This window comes from Trichocoleus sp. FACHB-90, from assembly GCF_014695505.1.
GTDB classification, from domain to species: Bacteria; Cyanobacteriota; Cyanobacteriia; order Cyanobacteriales; family FACHB-T130; genus Funiculus; species Funiculus sociatus.
This window is the reverse complement of sequence record NZ_JACJOK010000034.1, coordinates 77108-94902: the sequence shown is the minus strand read 5'-3', so window position 1 is coordinate 94902 and position 17795 is coordinate 77108. Positions and strand designations below refer to the sequence as shown.

At 44.8% G+C, this 17795-nt stretch carries 14 protein-coding genes; 11 read left to right on the top strand and 3 right to left on the bottom strand.

The window, feature by feature from the left end; genetic code table 11:
• Nucleotides 1–241 precede the first annotated feature (241 nt).
• Entirely contained in the window at nt 242–1345 is a 1104-nt protein-coding gene (locus H6F74_RS10575) for a metallophosphoesterase (protein ID WP_190440308.1), read from the bottom strand.
• A 325-nt stretch (nt 1346–1670) separates the two neighbouring features.
• Here H6F74_RS10575 and trmB point away from each other — a divergent pair, with 325 nt between their 5' ends.
• A complete protein-coding gene (gene trmB, locus H6F74_RS10570) occupies nt 1671–2303 on the top strand; it encodes a tRNA (guanosine(46)-N7)-methyltransferase TrmB (RefSeq protein WP_190440305.1) in 633 nt (210 codons plus the stop codon).
• Between the two features lie 53 nt (nt 2304–2356).
• On the opposite strand, the gene H6F74_RS10565 is transcribed toward trmB, so the two are convergent.
• Entirely contained in the window at nt 2357–3877 is a 1521-nt protein-coding gene (locus tag H6F74_RS10565; RefSeq protein ID WP_190440302.1) for a phospholipid carrier-dependent glycosyltransferase, read from the bottom strand.
• 228 nt (nt 3878–4105) lie between these two features.
• On the opposite strand from H6F74_RS10565, the gene H6F74_RS10560 reads away from it, so the two are divergent.
• From H6F74_RS10560 to hpsP, 9 genes are all read left to right on the top strand, one after another.
• On the top strand, nt 4106–5545 hold the full coding sequence (locus H6F74_RS10560) for an NCS2 family permease (protein WP_190440291.1): 1440 nt from the start codon (nt 4106–4108) through the stop codon (nt 5543–5545).
• Nucleotides 5546–5920: 375 nt separating this feature from the next.
• Nucleotides 5921–6220, top strand: coding sequence for a hypothetical protein (locus H6F74_RS10555; protein WP_190440289.1), 300 nt, complete (start codon nt 5921–5923; stop codon nt 6218–6220).
• Between the two features lie 95 nt (nt 6221–6315).
• Nucleotides 6316–8244, top strand: coding sequence for an ATP-binding protein (locus tag H6F74_RS10550; protein ID WP_190440287.1), 1929 nt, complete (start codon nt 6316–6318; stop codon nt 8242–8244).
• A gap of 303 nt (nt 8245–8547) precedes the next feature.
• A complete protein-coding gene (glmM, locus tag H6F74_RS10545; RefSeq protein WP_190440284.1) occupies nt 8548–10035 on the top strand; it encodes a phosphoglucosamine mutase in 1488 nt (495 codons plus the stop codon).
• Between the two features lie 172 nt (nt 10036–10207).
• Nucleotides 10208–10510, top strand: a complete 303-nt coding sequence (locus H6F74_RS10540) for a hypothetical protein (protein ID WP_190440281.1) — start codon at nt 10208–10210, stop codon at nt 10508–10510.
• Between the two features lie 33 nt (nt 10511–10543).
• Nucleotides 10544–12238 carry a hormogonium polysaccharide biosynthesis protein HpsL gene (hpsL, locus tag H6F74_RS10535; RefSeq protein WP_190440279.1) on the top strand — a complete coding sequence of 565 codons (1695 nt, stop codon included), beginning with the start codon at nt 10544–10546 and terminating at the stop codon, nt 12236–12238.
• 105 nt (nt 12239–12343) lie between these two features.
• Nucleotides 12344–13378 (top strand): hormogonium polysaccharide biosynthesis glycosyltransferase HpsN, encoded by a 1035-nt coding sequence (gene hpsN, locus H6F74_RS10530; protein ID WP_190440276.1) that lies wholly within the window; start codon nt 12344–12346, stop codon nt 13376–13378.
• A gap of 123 nt (nt 13379–13501) precedes the next feature.
• The gene (hpsO, locus tag H6F74_RS10525) at nt 13502–14677 is read left to right on the top strand and encodes a hormogonium polysaccharide biosynthesis glycosyltransferase HpsO (protein ID WP_190440273.1); all 1176 of its coding nucleotides are present in this window, start codon (nt 13502–13504) and stop codon (nt 14675–14677) included.
• A gap of 29 nt (nt 14678–14706) precedes the next feature.
• Nucleotides 14707–15894 (top strand): hormogonium polysaccharide biosynthesis glycosyltransferase HpsP, encoded by a 1188-nt coding sequence (gene hpsP, locus H6F74_RS10520; RefSeq protein WP_190440268.1) that lies wholly within the window; start codon nt 14707–14709, stop codon nt 15892–15894.
• 68 nt (nt 15895–15962) lie between these two features.
• Here hpsP and H6F74_RS29970 read toward each other — a convergent pair whose 3' ends face one another.
• Nucleotides 15963–17342: a hypothetical protein gene (locus H6F74_RS29970; RefSeq protein WP_242021976.1), complete on the bottom strand. Its 1380-nt coding sequence runs from the start codon at nt 17340–17342 to the stop codon at nt 15963–15965.
• Here H6F74_RS29970 and H6F74_RS10515 point away from each other — a divergent pair.
• Nucleotides 17328–17660, top strand: a complete 333-nt coding sequence (locus H6F74_RS10515; protein WP_242021974.1) for a pentapeptide repeat-containing protein — start codon at nt 17328–17330, stop codon at nt 17658–17660. The genes H6F74_RS29970 and H6F74_RS10515 overlap by 15 nt on opposite strands.
• The last annotated feature ends 135 nt before the right edge of the window (nt 17661–17795 follow it).

Below are 17795 nucleotides of genomic sequence, written 5' to 3'. Positions count from 1 at the left end.
ACCCAGTCTGGGGCTGCTTTTTTACTGCATCTACTTAATCACAATCAATCCCAGAATTCAAGCCCCGCAACAAATGTCACTTCTTATACCTATTCTGTTTCTGCTATTTTGATTAGCTATTTTTAACATTTTTACATAACAAGTTCGGTAGAGCCGTTATATGTTTAGAGCTTTAATCTAGTCAAGGCAGATATTAAGTAGCATCCTCCTAATGGTAGATAGCAGGAGTAGGGATCGTAAATTAAATCAATAAAGTTGTGGAGTTGTCGATAAGGTTAGGGGTGCCATCGGTAGCGATCGCGCCAAATGACTCGAAATATCGCTTTACTGCGGGGGTGAATTCCGAAAAGTCAAATAAAGCGTCGCCATTAGCAATATCTGCCCAAAAATAGCGCAAATTGGGGACTATTTTTTCGGCTTCTGCTATTGGTAGATTTAAAGGCGCATCGGTTAGCAGTTTGAGCATAAAGGGAACAGAGCGATCGCCCATCCACTCTCTCGATTTCTGCGATAGCATTGGGTAATTTGGCACGGATTCTACCCGTGGTGACTCAATCTGTAAGGATTTTCTGCCTTCCTTGTCGGTGCGAAAGTTCAATATCCGGTAGGGATGAGGATAGCTAACTAGAGAACCCGTGGTAATATCAAATACATTGCGATCGCAAGCGATATCCTGAACGTGCAAATGCCCTGTAAATACCAGATTTACTCCAGAATCGCGGAGTATTTGCAACAGTAAAGGTGCATTTTTCAGCATATACCTACGTCCTAACTTATGTTGCGATTGTCTAGGCAAATGCTCCACAACGTTGTGATGCACCATCACCAGCACCAACTCGTTATCATCAATATCTGCTAACACCTGTTGCAGCCAAGCCAATTGTTGCTCGTCTAAACATCCTATCTGCTTTCCCTGGTTATCAAACTGATTAGAATTCAGCCCAATTAGCCGCAATCCAGGCAAAATTTCACAAGTATAATACAACTGCTCTGGATTTTTATAACCGAACTGCTGATAGTAGTAGGGAAAATCTTTTAGCCCAATATTTTGCCCAGTTGATAGTAAACTCAGTACATCATGATTCCCCGGAACGACGTAGACTGGAAAAGGTAGCTTCAACAGACGCTTAGCAAGCCAAGCGTGATTATCTGGTTCTCCATCTTGGGTTAAATCTCCGGGTAACAACAGAAAATCTAGGTCGAGTTTTTCTAGATTTTCCAGTACAATCTCTAGTGCTGGGATACTTACTTCCACCAGATGAAATCGGCTGGGATGATCGGAAATAGTGTGAGGAAGCGCGATGTGTAAGTCGCTGACTACAGCAAAGCGGAAATTCAGACTCATAGAGATAATGCCAAGAAAGATTGGGGGATGTAATAATACTGATCCCTGTAGATCATAACCTTTGCTACATTACCTTACGACAAAAGCTGGCGCAGAGCTTCAGTATGGCGCTATACAAATTAAGCCTAACGAGAGTAAGCTGATTATCTATAGCAGTCCTATTTGATTCGTAAAAAAACGAACCACTCCAGGCGCAGAGGGCGCAGAGAAATAAAAGACAGAGGGTTACAACTCATTTAGGATTGTTATATAGCTTGCTGTCTTCAGGCTTAGTTTGTTCGCCCTTGACTTTAGCCGTCGAATATTTGAAAAAGGAGTTTAAATTTTGGGATCTGTCCGAGTTCGCCAACACGTTAACCCACTTTCACAGAAGTATCTTGAACCAGTGAATCCTCCCGACTGGGAGAAAATTTATGCCGATCCGACGCAACCCCTGCATTTGGATATTGGATGCGCCAAAGGGCGATTTTTATTCAATATGGCAACTGTGGAACCTGATTGGAATTTTCTGGGTTTGGAAATTCGAGAACCGTTGGTAGAAGATGCAAATGAACGGAAAGTAAGCGCTGGATTGCAAAATCTCCACTACATATTTTGCAATGTGAATAATTCGTTAAATCCTCTTTTAGGTTCTTTGCCAGCTGACACCTTGCAGCGCGTGACAATTCAATTTCCCGATCCGTGGTTTAAAAATCGCCATGCTAAACGTCGCGTTGTGCAGCCAGAGATGGTGGAAGTTTTGGCAAAATATCTTGTTAGTGGGGGAGTTGTATTTTTCCAGTCAGATATTGAGGTTGTGGCGGTAGAAATGCGCGATCGCTTCTCATCTCACCCAGCTTTTCAAAGGCAAGGTGACACCTGGTTAGATCCTAACCCGTTACCAGTCCCGACTGAGCGCGAAGTATCTACTATTTCTTCTGGTGAACCTGTTTACCGTGCCATATTTAAAAAGCGATAAACGGGTTTCTCTCGTTCTTCAGGCATAAGCTTGGAGAACGAGCAATAATTTTTCTAAACCCAATTTGGCAACCATTGGCGCAACCAAAACGGCACATATTTACTATTGAAGCGCGGCATTCGCCAATTATAAGCTTCCGGTGATAAAGGTAAACCCAGATAAATCGGCATCCAAAATATAAAAGCTAACAAAATTGCCACAATTATTGTGATAGCGATCGCGCGAAACTCAGGTGTCGGACTAAATAGCCATCGATCGACAATCCAAGCTAGCGCCAATGCAGCAAACACACATGCTCCCATGTAATGATACAAAAAAGTGCAGCGTGTCACTCTCACCCAAGGCAACACGTTTGCTAACCAGTTAAAAACTAAATATAGAGCTATCCAGGTTGAAGCACTTGGCGTATATTTCCAACTTTTTTTAGTCAGAAACCGTTGAGTTACTAGCAACAGCAGTAGAAAAATTGCCGCTGTTGACAGCCACCACAAAATAGGATTCCCCATCGCATGAACATCATAAATTACTTTTGCTGTACCTACAGGCAAAGGTGGTAAATTTGGTACAGTTTCAGCAGTATTTTGAGCGGTTTGGTAAAAGTAAGCAACTGGGCGCAGCATCAACAGCCAAGTGTACCATCGGGAGCAGTAAGGATGAACTTTAGGCCCATCACCTACCCCTTCGTGGTACGTCAAAATTTTCTTTTGCACCTCCCAAAATCCAAATTCTGGGTTTAGTTTTAAGTGAGGAATCCAAATAACGGAGTAAAACAGAAAGGGGATTATTGCTAGATTTATTGAAATGTGAATTAAATTTAGTTGTGTTAAATTTTGTAGGGGTATTTTGGGAATAAGGGGGGATAAATTATTGGGTATAATTGAAGGTTTATCTTTAGTTTTATTTTTAAACAATTTATCATTAACTATTTGTAGTATCCAGGCAAAACCCCAAATAAAATATACTCCTAATAGAAACCATAAGCCATTCCATTTTATAGCAACTGATGCGCCGAAAAATATACCAGCAAGAGCAAGAGTTAACCAACGTCGTGCTGATTGATTAGCTAATGCTAACAAGAAAAAATATTGTCCTACTAGCCCAAAAATAACTAGGTAAACGTTATTGAGGGCATAGCGGGACTCTACCAAGAATAAACCATCAGCGGCGGCAAATATGGCGGCAATTAAGGCATAGCTGCGGCGGTAACTCAGCTGATAAGCGATCGCTCCCACAACTAAGGGAATAAAAGAGCCTGTGAGTGCGTTCAGCCAGCGGTAACTCCAAGGCGATCGCAAAGAACCCGATAATCCATTCATTTCATCGCTCCTAAAGAAGCGATCGCCTACCCACATCCCCACGGCAATGATGTATTTACTCAGAGGCGGATGTCCATCAAAAAAACGAGTTTGAGTTAGGTAGTTGTTGGCAAATTTAGCATAGTAAACTTCATCAAATACCAGAGTATTAAATCGTTCCAAACCCCAAAATCTCAGGGCAACTGAAACTAAAAATACGCCAGTCATGCCAAGCCAGAACCAGTGGTGCCTGATAGAAAATTTGTTCGATGAGGACATAAAATTACGTTAAAAATATTCCTGATATTCCTATTACAGTGCGGCTAGACAAACGAAGCTTGACAAGAGTAGGCTAGCAAAAGGCTGCTAACGCAGTTTTTCTCAAGTAGCCGCACCCTTGAGGGTGTCGCCTACTCTCAGGATGCACCTCCTCAAAACTGTGTAGCATCATCCCAAAAGTTATTCAATAAGAGTTTATCCTGAGTGCAGTAGCTGCTGGGTACAACCATGAAACACGATGATTTGAGCGATCGCGAAGTCGTTGCTAGTCACGGATCTTCTCCGCCCCCGTCTGGGTGGCAAGGCGCGATCGCGAGATTCTTTAAGTTTGACGAATTCAACACTAACTTTCGCACTGAGGTGTTGGCTGGTGTCACCACCTTTATGACAATGGCATATATTCTGGCAGTCAATCCGGGGATTTTGTCAAATGCGATTTTTCTCTCCCAGCCGCAGGATTTGTTTGGCGAGTTGGTAATAGCGACGGCACTTTCCAGCGCGATCGCTACCTTGGTGATGGGCTTAACGGCAAATTATCCCTTCGCCCTTGCGCCAGGGATGGGGCTAAATGCCTTTTTTGCTTTCTCTGTAGTTTTGGCGCTAAAAATCGATTGGCGGGTGGCTTTAAGCGCTGTCTTAATCGAAGGGCTAATTTTCATTGCCCTCACCCTATCAAGTATTCGCAGCCAAATTATTAAAGCAATCCCTGAATGTCTCAAACAAGCCACAGCAGCGGGAATTGGGTTGTTTATTGCTTACATCGGTTTGGCGGGCGATCCCCAGACTGGCGGCGCGGGAATAATTGTGGCAAACCCCGCCACGAAAACCGCTTTGGGTAATTTTGCTCAACCAACGACTTTGGTAGCGATCGCAGGTATTCTCATCACCGCCGCTTTTGTCGCCCGCCGGATCAAAGGGGCGCTACTGTGGGGAATTCTCGCAACTGCCTTACTCGGATGGATTCTTCGCATCGCACCCGCGCCTTCTGGTATTGTCGCATTACCCCAGTGGCCTGGAGATTTATTTGGGCAAGCTGTCCTAGGTTTGAGTCAAATTGGTAGAACTAATATCTGGGATTTAGTCGCCGTTATCTTTGTCTTTCTATTCATAGACTTATTCGACACCATTGGCACCCTCGCAGGTGTCGGAACGCAAGCAGGCTACATTGATGAAAATGGCGAACTTCCCCGCGCCAGCGAAGCGCTGATGGCAGATGCGATAGGAACTACAGTAGGTGCAGTTTTGGGAACTTCCACCGTCACCACTTACATTGAATCTGCCGCTGGAGTTTCAGAAGGAGGACGCACCGGTTTTACTGCTGTTGTCACCGCCATTTTATTCACCCTATCGATATTTTTTATTCCCCTCCTTTCAGCAGTTCCCGCTTTCGCCACAGCACCAGCATTGTTAATTGTTGGCGTATTGATGGCGGGAAATGTGCGGATGATTCGTTGGGACGACCCAGCAGAATCTATTCCCTCATTTTTGACAATTTTACTAATGCCTTTAACTTACTCAATTGCCGAAGGTCTAGCGATTGGCTTTATCACTTATCCGCTGATTAAATCGTTTCAAGGGAAAGCCCATGAAATCAGTTTAGCAGTGTGGATTTTGGCTGGGATTTTCGTGCTGAGATTTGTGTTGATGGCTGTAAGATCAGGTAGTTGAAGAAAGCGATCGCATTTTACCCTAAACGCGATCGCTTCCTACCTACTACAATTTGTCTTCTTTCCCTAAACTTTTAATGTATATCGTCCTCTGTAATCCGCTAAAATTGCTTTCTACTTAAAAGGCTTTGTATTACACAGAAGTTATTCCCCATAAACAACACATTGCAGTGGTTAAAAACTTGGGCAGTCCCATCATATTGAAAACTTTAATAATACGATGCTTCAAATAATTTATTGATAAAGTAAAAAAAACATGCCTTTTTCTACAAATTTAGAAAACTGCATGGGAACTATCTCGTATTTTATCTATCATTAGAATAGATCGCTAGTTGTGCAATAATTTATTACTATATATTTATCACTAACAATTTATATGAGCCATTCTGTAGCACAGCGTCTGGAACAATACACTGTCAAGCGATCGCAAGAAGTTTTACTTGTCACCGTTCTAGTGGCTGGGGAAGAAGATCAAATTGCCATTTTTAAAGGATACTCTAGTTCTTTGATGCGTCCCACAGCTTTTGATCCCGATATCCTGGTGCTGCCAGACAATGCAAAAATTATCTCTATTGATAGGCTATTTGCCCCCTATAATCCCGCTTCTCCCCATTATATACAGCAAGGCTTGACCTGGGAGACACTGCAACCGCTCTTGTCTGAGGTTGGAGTTTGAGCAAAACTAAGTTAGGCTGATGGTAAAAGCAGAGTGTAAATTTAAGTAGTGACAGGTTAAGAATAGTATTTAAGTATTTCACTTAACGCTTGACTATGCCACCTCAAGACCCTGGTTTTTCCCCAAGAAGCAAAGTTGTAGCTGATAATCCTGAGCTACTACAGAGTCAACCCAAGCTCTCACAACCTTCATCCCAGTGGATAAGCAAACTTATCCATCATTCCAGTATTAGAAAAAAAATTGGCTTGGGCTATGTCCTTGCCCTTTCTGTAGCCATTGCAGGAACTAACATTGGGCGTATAGTAGGAGATTATTTATATGAAATTCAGGCTAAGGAAAAGCTAGAGCTTGCCCGTAAAGAAACACTTCTTTTCCATGAATTGAAATTTAACGTATTAGAGGCACGAAACCACCAACAACAATTTATATCTTTAATATCGCAACCAGAGGAATTTAAAAAACACTATTCCCACTATATTGAGCATTCAGATGAAGTTGTGCATCTGCTGTCTGAAATAAAAACTTTAGCAAATAGCACAAATCGCCAGGATTTGCAGCAATTTCTCCAAAATCAGCACAAACAAGTAGAAGGCTATTTTCAGCAAGTAGAAGCCCTTTTAAAGCAAATTAACTGGTCTAATTTAAAACCACAAGAAGTTCCAGCCGCACAACAGGCACTGATCGCTTTTACAAACGACAGCGTGGCTACCGATTTCGATGAATTTTCTGAAGATATAGAAAACTTGATTGCCATCGCCCGCAAGGCAGAAGATGAAGCCTATCTTGCGCTACAGGAAGCAGAGACTTTAGGAACAAAGGTGGCAATTATCGTAATGCTACTGTCGATCGCGATCGCTACAGTTATCGCCATTTCTACCAGTCGCGCGATCGCCCGTCCCATTGAAGCTGTCACCAGAGTAGCGCAAAAAGCGACGGAGGAAGCTAATTTTGATTTGCAAGCTCCCGTCACCACCAAAGATGAAGTAGGCGTATTAGCGATCGCCTTCAACAATCTGATTCACCGAGTAAAAGACTATACCGAAAAATTAGAGTTATCTCGTATGACATTGGAAAGACGAGTAAAAGAACGTACCGTCGAACTTTGGCGCAAACATGAGCAGCTAGAGGAAGCTCACGAAGATTTGCAACAGCTAAATATGGAATTAATATCTCAGGCTGACGATCTCAATCAAGCTATGCAAAATCTCCGAGATACCCAAGCCCAGCTAATTCAAACAGAAAAGATGTCCAGCCTGGGGCAGATGGTAGCAGGAGTAGCACATGAAATTAATAACCCAGTTAACTTCATCTATGGCAACCTGTCATACGTCAATGAATATACTCAAAATTTATTAACTTTAATCGAATTTTACCAACAACGCTATCCTAACCCTGACCAAGAACTCCAAGACTACCTGGAAGCCATTGAACTAGACTTTCTGGGTGAGGATTTACCGAAAATGCTTTCTTCGATGAAGATGGGAACTGAGCGCATCCGCCAGATTGTTCTTAGCTTGCGGAACTTTTCTCGTCTTGACGAAGCTGCTATGAAATCTGTCGATATTCACGAAGGAATCGATAGTACGCTATTGATTCTCAATAGTCGTCTCAAGCAGGGAATTGAAATTACTAAGGAATATGGAGATTTGCCTTTGGTTGAGTGTTATCCAGCTCAACTCAATCAGGTGTTTATGAATATCTTGAGCAATGCGATTGATGCTCTGCTAGAGCAAGTAGAGCAACCAGTCAAACAGATAGTGATTCATACAGAAACTGTAAATTCAGAAAATAATATCCCGTCTGTACTGGTGCGGATTCGTGACAACGGCCCCGGTGTTCCTCCAGAAATCCAATGTAAGCTTTTTGAAGCGTTTTTCACGACGAAGCCAGTAGGAAAAGGCACCGGGCTTGGGTTGGCGATTTGTTACCAGATTATTGAAAAGCATGGCGGCAGAATTGAGGTAATTTCGCAGGTTGGGCAAGGAACCGAGTTTGCGATCGCATTACCTATTCAACATTCTTAAAATAGAAATCCATTCATTCTCTTTTCCCATGCTATGGGCGAATGTGGAACCAAACGCCAAAAAGTGGCTCAGATTCTGAATCTGAGTTTAAATACCTAACATTTGGCAATTGAAAGAAAATATATAAAAAGCTATATGGGGTGAACCCAGAGGCAGGACAAGAAAGCAACCTGCCTTGAAAATCGCCCACCATGCCTAGCGTAACTGCCAAGCGGCTAAATATCTGTGCCTATAGCGGTAGAGTGTCAATCCTGAAAGTGCTATTCTCCACTGTAAGTGTGTTGTGTGGAGTGATTATAAAATATGGTTTCATCCCCTATTCGGACTCAGCCCTCTGGCCTGTCTGAATCTACCTTGTCTTTGGCTGATGCGGCACCAGCTGTAAAAAACCTTAATGTCAGAGCTGGTTCAAGTCCCCTAGCATTACCCGCGACACCACTGTTTGGCACAGATGGGATTCGTGGAAAATTCGGAGAACTGCTGAGTGAAACGCTTGCCTTGCAAGTGGGCTTCTGGGCCGGACAAGTGCTGCGAACATCGGCAAAAACAGCAGGGCCAGTGATTATTGGGCAGGATTCGAGAAACTCTAGCGATATGTTGGCGATGGCGCTTGCTGCTGGTCTGACCTCGGCAGGGCTTGAAGTTTGGAATTTGGGGCTATGCCCAACTCCCTGCGTTGCTCATCTGGTGAGCGCAACGGATGCGGTGGGAGGAGTGATGATCTCTGCCAGCCACAATCCGCCAGAAGATAACGGGATTAAGTTTTTTGGCTCAGATGGTACGAAACTGCTCCCGGCGATGCAGCAGGAGATTGAGGCGGGGTTGAGAGGAAATCGGAATTTTGCAATTTTAAATGAAACTTGGGGACAGCACTATCATCGACCAGAATTGGTGAGAAATTATGTTGACTCGCTTCACCAAAGTTTGCCACCATCGATAAAATTACAAGGTTTGCGGGTTGTGCTGGATCTCGCTTGGGGTGCTGCTGTGCATCTGGCACCTGCGGTATTTAAAGCTATGGGAGCAGAGGTTATTTGCTTGCACGATCTTCCTGATGGCGATCGCATTAACGTTAATTGCGGTTCCACTCACCTCGCCTTCCTCCAGTCAGCCGTAAAGCAGCATGGTGCAGATATAGGTTTTGCCTTTGATGGGGATGCTGATCGAGTGATGGCAGTTGATTCCCAAGGTCGCGTTGTTGATGGGGATTATATCCTTTATTTCTGGGGAACAACCCTCAAAACATCGGGGCAGTTGCCTGGGGATTTGATTGTCGCGACGGTCATGGCAAATTTAGGCTTTGAACTGGCTTGGAAACAGCTAGGCGGCAAATTTGTTAGGACTTCTGTAGGCGATCAGTACGTCCAGGCAGAAATGCTACGGACTGGGGGAAAACTGGGCGGCGAACAGTCAGGGCATATCCTTTGTCACCATTACAGCCTCACCGGAGATGGACTGCTGACCGCTTTACATTTGGCGGCTCGTGTGCGTAGCACCGGAGAATCCCTATCGCAATTGGTAGATAAAAGCTTCCAGACCTATCCGCAGGTGTTGCGGAACGTGAGAGTGGAAGATCGCGATCGCCGTCGGCGATGGCAAGAGTGTGATGCACTGATGAATGCGATCGCTAAAGCGGAAGCCGCAATGGGAGACTCTGGACGAATTTTAGTTCGCGCCTCTGGCACCGAACCCCTCATCCGCGTGATGGTAGAAGCTCAAAGCGCCGAACTTACCTACCACTGGACAGAACAGCTGGTACTAGCGGTTGAACAACACCTAGCCGTCTCCTGAGACATCCGCAATCCACTCAATTAAATCTTACTGGGAGGATAGGAAAAGCCTATCCTCCTAATTATTTTATTTGCCAATATAAACCTGCGGCAGCTATCTTGGAATGGGCATCTTGCCCAGCCCATATCTGCTCTTTTAAGCTAACATCAACTTTAATTGAGAAAAAACAACGATGAATCAGGCGATGGAGATGAATAAAAATGGCATTTGTTTAAATATTGGGTGTTGGATAGATGTAGCTGAAGGATTGGGAAATACAGGAAGTAGAATTACTATTAAAGAGCGGCTTAAAGAATTATTTTCTAATTCAATACATCAATGGATGTGGGATGAGCCATCACATACAGAGGCTTTGACAAAGCATGGCTTTAAGAATATACGACGGTACGAGTATGGCGATGGGTCAAATTCCATTGGAACTGTCGGAAGGAAAGATAGACATGAGGATGCTATCTGTATAGAAGCAATCAAGTAATCAGACGGAGTATTTTATAGTTTTTACTCCACCATGCCACGTACAAAATCAAAATCGAAAAGTAAATCTAAAAAGCAGCCAACGCCTGAAACTCCAGCTCTTAGTAAGAAGGAACAATCAGCATTAAAGCGTAAGGCTACTAAGGAGCGCGAAGAATTCATAGCCTATACCAGCGCCACTTTATTTGGCTCTCTTTTTCTGGGTTTATTCCTGTTTCCATTTGGCGGCCCGAAAATAGCCGGGGGAGCGGTTGGAGCAATAGTTTCTCTGGCTCTTTCCTATAAATATCCCCGTAAAGCTCTTTGGCTATTTCTGATATATATGCCCTTCGGAGGAACGGTAGTATATATGTTGGCTGGCGGAAATGCTCTATTTCAGGTAGCTAAAGATGCTTTTTATATTCCAGCAGCGATCGCCTTATATCAAGAATGTAAAAAGAAACGCTTACCCTTCCTGCTTCCCAAAGGTCTAAAGACACCCTTAAACATTTTGTTGGGGTTCTGTATAGTCACCTTGCTGTTAGTAAATGGTTCTCAGCAGTTTATAGCCAAAAGACCAGGCGAACAGCCGATCGCAATGGGGCTTTTAGGTTTGAAAGTTCTGCTGGGATACCTTCCCCTGATCGCTTGCGCTTACTATCTAATTCGTAGCAAGCGAGAGTTACTTTTCCTAACTCGATTACACGTAGTTCTCGCTATTATCTGTTGTGTGCTGGGATTGGCGCAGTACAATATGCTACTCACTGGGATCTGTAAGAGTACAGAAGCTTTTGCTGTTGAAGGAGCAGATTTATTTAAAGCCAGTCTGGAGGCAAAGTGTTTAGTCGGTGGCTCTCTACTGTATAGTACGTCCCAGGGAGTGATTCGCTTGCCTGGTACGTTCGTTTCTCCCTGGCACTGGGCATGGTTCCTAATATCAAATGCCTGTTTAACTTATGCCACTGCCTTCAGCGACCCAAATATTTTCTGGCGGCTGGGAGGTTTAGCTGGTATGGCGATCGTGTTTGTCAATGCCGTGATATGTGGACAAAGAATTGCCCTGATCTTAGTTCCCATCGTCATAATAATCCTGCTGATACTCACAGGCCAAATAGCTAACCTGAAAAGATTTATACCAATTGCAATAGGATTAGCTGTGGTTATAGCAATCGGCATGGCCATGTTTCCTGGCATAGTACAAGAGCGGTTAGATAGCGCTGTTGCACGTTGGAATGCTTCGCCACCCACAGAATTTATTGCCTCTCAAGCTGAATTTACATCTAAAGGTCAAGAAGGAATTTTTGGTAATGGCTTGGGGCGAGCTACAAACTCTACGCGCGCCTTTGGCAAAGGCAAGCTGATAGAGACATACTATCCAAAATTGCTCTATGAAATTGGTCCAGTGGGAACGCTCGCTTTTGTAGCGCTTGTCACAACACTTACGGTGATTACCTTTAAGAAATACCGCTCTGTTAAAGAGCAGAATTTACGAAGCTTTGGAGCCAGTTTCTGGGTTTTTATTTTGATTATCAGCTACAACACCTATTGGTATCCACTTGATACAGACCCGGTGGCCATTTATTACTGGTTTTTGGCTGGAGTTATTTTAAAATTGCCAGAAATAGAGCAGCAAGAACAGGAGAAACTAAAAGCAGCTCTGGAAAATGAGCCTGAACCTAAAAAGAAAAGAAACCTCAATAAATCAAGAGTTATGAGTCATGAATTGGAAGTTAAAATTCAACCCTCATAATTCAAAACTCGCAGCTGGCGGGTTTATGTATATTATCTGTGAGATGCCACCGCTCTCATCAACCCCGCCTCTATAACTCATAACTTTTGCAAGGAGCCGTAAACTATGAACTGGCCTTTGATTTCGGTGATTATTCCCACCTACGGACGTGAGGAGCCTTTGCAAGATACGCTAAAGGATGTTTTAAAGCAAGATTACCCAGCTTTTGAAGTGTTGGTAGTTGACCAAACCTCCACGCATAAACCGGAAATTCAAGCTTATCTAGAAGAGTTAGCAGAGTCGGAAAAAATTCGCTGGTATCGAGTTGATTGGGCTAGTTTACCTGGGGCGAGAAATTATGCCGCACGGCGCTCATCTGGAGAAATTATTCTGTTTATTGATGATGACGTACAGATGCCGATTGGATATTTAACAGCCCACGCTCGTAACTATTTGGAAAAACCAGAGATTGGGGCAGTAGCTGGAAGGGTATTTGACCGGATGAAACTGGCAGATTCAAAAAAGGAAAAATCGGGGGATAACCTTTACGAAATTGAATATTTACCCCCGGAAGCGATAGATCCTGGAATTGCCTGGTATCATATTGATTTGGTGCATACGGTGAAGCCGCAGCAAGTGCTAACAGCTAGAGGCTGTAATATGTCCTTCCGCCGCGAAATTTTCACTAAGTATGGACTGCGGTTTGATGAGCGATTTCGTGGCAGTGCGGTGCGGGAAGAATCAGATTTTTGTCTGCGGATACGGCAGACGAATTATAAGATTTGGTATGACCCAGAGGCTTATTTGGTACACCTGGGAGAAGAAACTGGTGGATGCCACGATATTAGTACGCGATCGCTAAAATATCAGTTAACCTTCTATCACAACCACTTCCTACTAGGGCTTAAAAACCTTACTCCAAGTCAATGCCTAAGATTCTTTGCCAAGCTGTTTGACTGTCATGTACTAGGGCATCCTCCTTGCAACAAAAGCGGCTCCCCTTTAAAAGTCTTGACCCGCTTTGCTTCCTACACTTTAGGCTTTTTCAATGCACTTAGCACAGTTATCCAATCCAGCTGGCAAGAAGGTCAAATTTACACTCAGCAAGACCAAGAAGCAGAATCATCAGCCGTCAATAGTCCGTCGTCAGTAGTCAGATGAAATGCTAATTATTTGGAATTTAAACGCAAAGCAGGCTCAGGTTAACGCCAAGATTCGCAAAGGAAAGCTTAACTCTGCACCCCTTTGCGTTAAAAAGCAAGAAACTATACTTGGAGTTGCGCGATGAGGATTTTGGTTGCTAGTCACACTTATATCGTTGACCTCAATTGTGAGAAACTACGCGCGATCGCTCATCTGGAACCAGACATTGAGGTTACTGTCGTTGTGCCGAAGCGTTGGAAGCCTGGGGGTGTCCAAAACAAGATTATTGAAACTCAACTGCGTGAAGAAGGCAATTTTCGCATCGTACCAGTTTCTAATTTCAGCCAGAATAATCAGGGAATTCTTACATTTGGCGCTGATTTAATTGGGCTATTAAAGCAGTTTCGTCCTCAGATTATTCAGGTAGAACAGGGGGCAAAAGCTCTCGGCTATGCGGAGATGATTGCTCTCAATCGCCTGTTGGGATTGAAAGCCAAAAATCTCTTTTTCACCTGGTGGAATCTCCCCTACAAACTGAAATTCCCTATTTCTTTGCTTGAAGCTTATAATCTGCGGAATACTCACGGAATTATTGCTGGTAATCAAGACGGAGTAGATATTTTACGGCAACGCGGCTACAAAGGCCCAGCTAAAGTCATGCCTCAGTTGGGTGTGGACGAAACCTTATTTAAACCGCAGAGACAGCCAGATTTAGCTGCTAAACATGGAATTTTACCAGATGAATTTGTAGTTGGATTTGTGGGTCGATTTGTGGAGGAGAAAGGCTTAATAACGCTTTTGCAGGCGTTAAGTGGATTGCAAGAACATTCTTGGAAATGTTTGCTCCTCGGTCGCGGCCCATTGCAGCCAGTGCTGATGGAACGCGCTGCCGAACTGGGTATCAAAGATAGGTTAATTTTAATAGAAAGCGTGCCTCACGATGAGGTAGCCCGCTATATAAATTTGATGAGTACGCTGGTGCTACCTTCAGAAACAACTTATCAGTTTAAAACTTTGACTGCCGCTGGTTGGAAAGAGCAGTTTGGTCATGTATTGATTGAGGCGATGGCTTGCCGGGTGCCAGTTATTGGTTCTGACTCTGGCGAAATTCCTCACGTCATTAAAGAGGCTGGGTTAGTGTTTCCAGAAAAGAATGTGGCGGCGCTACAAAATTGTCTGAGGCAGCTAATAGAGCAACCAGATATAGCTGATAAGCTGGGGCAGCTAGGTTATAAACGACTAATAAACCAATATACAAATAAAGCTTTAGCCAAGCAGCAATTAGACTTTTACAAAGAGCTAATAGCTAATAGCTAATTGGCTTTTAAACAATTAACAATTATCAAATGCGTATTCTACAAATTATTCCTTCGATTTCCCTCGTCTACGGTGGCCCTAGCCAGATGGTGCTGGGACTATCGGAGGCGCTGGCGCAAGAGGGTGTAGAGGTGACGGTACTAACAACAAATAGCAACGGAGATGTCGGTCAGCCGCCCTTGGATGTACCTCTCGACCGCCCGGTGGAACAAAACGGCTATCAGGTGCGTTATTTCCCCTGTTCCCCGTTTCGGCGCTATAAGTTTTCCCTGGATTTGTTGCGCTGGCTAGCGGGACACGCAACTGAATTTGACTTAGCTCATATCCATGCTTTATTTTCGCCTGTAAGCACGGCGGCTGCGACTGTGGCGCGATCGCGTCATTTACCGTATTTAATGCGTCCTCTGGGGACGCTAGACCCCGCAGACTTACGCAAGAAGAAGAGAATCAAGCAGATTTATGCGGCACTGCTGGAACGTCCCAATTTAGCAGGTGCGGCGGGGATTCACTTCACCAGCCCCCAAGAAGCCAAGATTTCCGAACGCTTTGGAACTTCAACGCCGGACGTGGTGATTCCCTTGGGCGTAAAGCAGCCAGCGATGCTCCCGAAAGGGCAAGCTAGAAAGGAATTAGGCATTCCGGAGACTCAGCCTTTGCTGCTGTTCATGTCTCGAATTGACCCGAAAAAGGGGCTAAATTTACTGATTCCAGCCCTGGAAAAACTTTTAGAAGAGGGTGCTGATTTTCACTTTGTGCTGGCGGGTGGAAATCCGCAAGATCCAGCTTATGAGAACAAAATTCGAGAACAGTTGCAAGCGTCACCTTTACGCGATCGCACTACTATAACCGGGTTTGTAACTGGTGAGTCGAAAACTGCCTTACTACAAGATGCCGATTTATTCGTCCTCCCTTCTTACTACGAAAACTTTGGGATTGCTGTAGCCGAGGCGATGTGTAACGGAACCCCGGTAGTAATTTCTGACCAAGTTTATATCTGGGAGGAAATTAAACAAGCGGAAGCTGGCTGGGTTTGCACCTGTGATGTAGAGAGTTTAACTAAACAATTGCGCGATTCGCTTGCTGATGCTTCCGAACGACAGCGACGGGGAATCAATGCCCAAGAGTACGCTTTGAAAAATTACAGTTGGAAAGCGATCGCGCAAGCAACCATTAAAGCTTACCAACAAATTTTGACCAGCAAAAGTAGGTTGGGTTGAGGAAAGAAACTCAACATTAACACTATATATTTGTTGAGCTTCAAGTTCGTTCAACCCAACTACATCATTTAGTAAAGCAAAAGTGCGATCGCTACGGGTTTTGCTTGGTCGGTGGTGGCGCTATCGTTGTTGGCTATTGGGGCAAACTGTTCTTGGTTGAGTAGGAGTATGTTGTCGAGGATGACTTGAGAGTCTTGTTCGCCAAAACCAAGCAGGTCAAAGTATAAGGTGGCAAGTGTTCCTGGTGCGATGTTGCTGATGTCTACTTTATAGATGGTCGGCGAGTGTAGAGACAGGATATGAGAAGGCGTTGCGGTTAGCGGTACTGTAACCTGGGGACTGAAGTAAGCTTTGCCGTCGTGTTGGATGTTGAGTAAGGAGTCAGTAGAGGTTAGTCCGGTGGCTGTACTGACTAAGGAGGTGAGGGTGTTGGCGTCTAGGAGTGCTACTTCAAAGGCGTCGGGTGGGTCGAGAGGACTGGTGCCGAGGGTGGTATCTAGTAGGGTGAATTGTAGGTATTTGGCTGCTTGGGGGACGATGAAGGTTTGGGTGAAGTTGCTAAGTAGGTGCTTGTCTTCGCTCAAGATTGCCTGTCCGTTAAGGATGGCGGTTGCGCCTCTGGTTGACCAGCCGTAGTCGGGTTCTGTGGTGTTACTAGAGTCGAAGTTACCGTTGAGGATGGCGATTAAGGGGTCGGAGTCTAGGGGTGCGTTTAATTGTACGTTCTCGCTACTCGATTCTTCAATTCTTTGGCGGGTGGTGTTGAGGATTTGTAGGTCGAGGAGTGATGGTAGTTTGCGAACCCCTGGGGTGAGGGTGGGGTTCATTAGGTCGTAGGGATAGTGTTTAGGGTCTAGGTGGCTTAAATCGGGGGTGAGGGTAGCGCTGAAGTTGTCGCCGACGAAGAGTGGAGAACCGTTGAGGGTTTGGATGTGGCTGTCGTAGCTTTTGTAGCCGTCGATGAAGCCTGCTAGGTGTCCGATTTCGTGCAGGAGGGTGGTGAGAAGGTCGTAGCGACCGTAGGCGGGGGAGTCGGTGGTGGCGCGGAAGGCGGTGTCGGTGAGGGTTTGGGTGAATTCGCTGTTGTCGAATGGGGTGGGGTCGATGTACCATCCGATGCCGTTGGCGTTGTGGTCGATGAGGAGGGTGCCGCCGTTGGGTCGTCCTGAGGGGTCGAAGGAGGTAATTTGGGCTTCTGCTAGTTGTCCGGTGGGGAGGTCGGTTAAAAGGAGGTTGATGTTGAGGGGGGTAGTGGGAGAGAGGAGGGAACTCCAGAGGGTTTGGGCGCTATTGTTGATGGTGTAAATGGATGCAGGAGTTGAGTTATGGATGCTGAGGAATTGCTCGAACGATATGCTGCTGGGGAGAGGGATTTTACTGGTATTTGTATGGACAGTCCAGATTTGAGCGGAGTCAACTTGGCTGGGGCTAACTTGAGCAGTGCCCAATTGTGTGGTGCCAACTTGAGTGGGGCTAACTTGAGTGATGCCGATCTCAGTCGGGCTAATCTGCTGGAAGCTAACTTGAGTGGGGCTAACTTGAGTGGAGCTAACCTGAGTTACGCCAAATTGAGTCTGACTAAGTTGACTGGTGCTAACTTGGAGGGTGCTAACGTGACTAGCGCTCGCATAGTTGGAGCCAATTTGGAAAATACCAATCTGAGAGGAGCTATCGGTAATTTTGGGCACGCCAACGGGGCTTTCTACTGCAATACCATTTTGCCCCACGGTGAGATTGTAGTTGGTCCTGAATGGATTGATGCTTGAAAAATTTTCTGTTTCTGCATCAGCTAAGAGGGAACTATTCAAATAGGGGTTGTGATATCTCTTTGTCTTTAACTTATGCTTGTCCACAATTGCGCTAGTGCGATCGCATCGCCTCGTAGGTTGGGTTGAGGAACG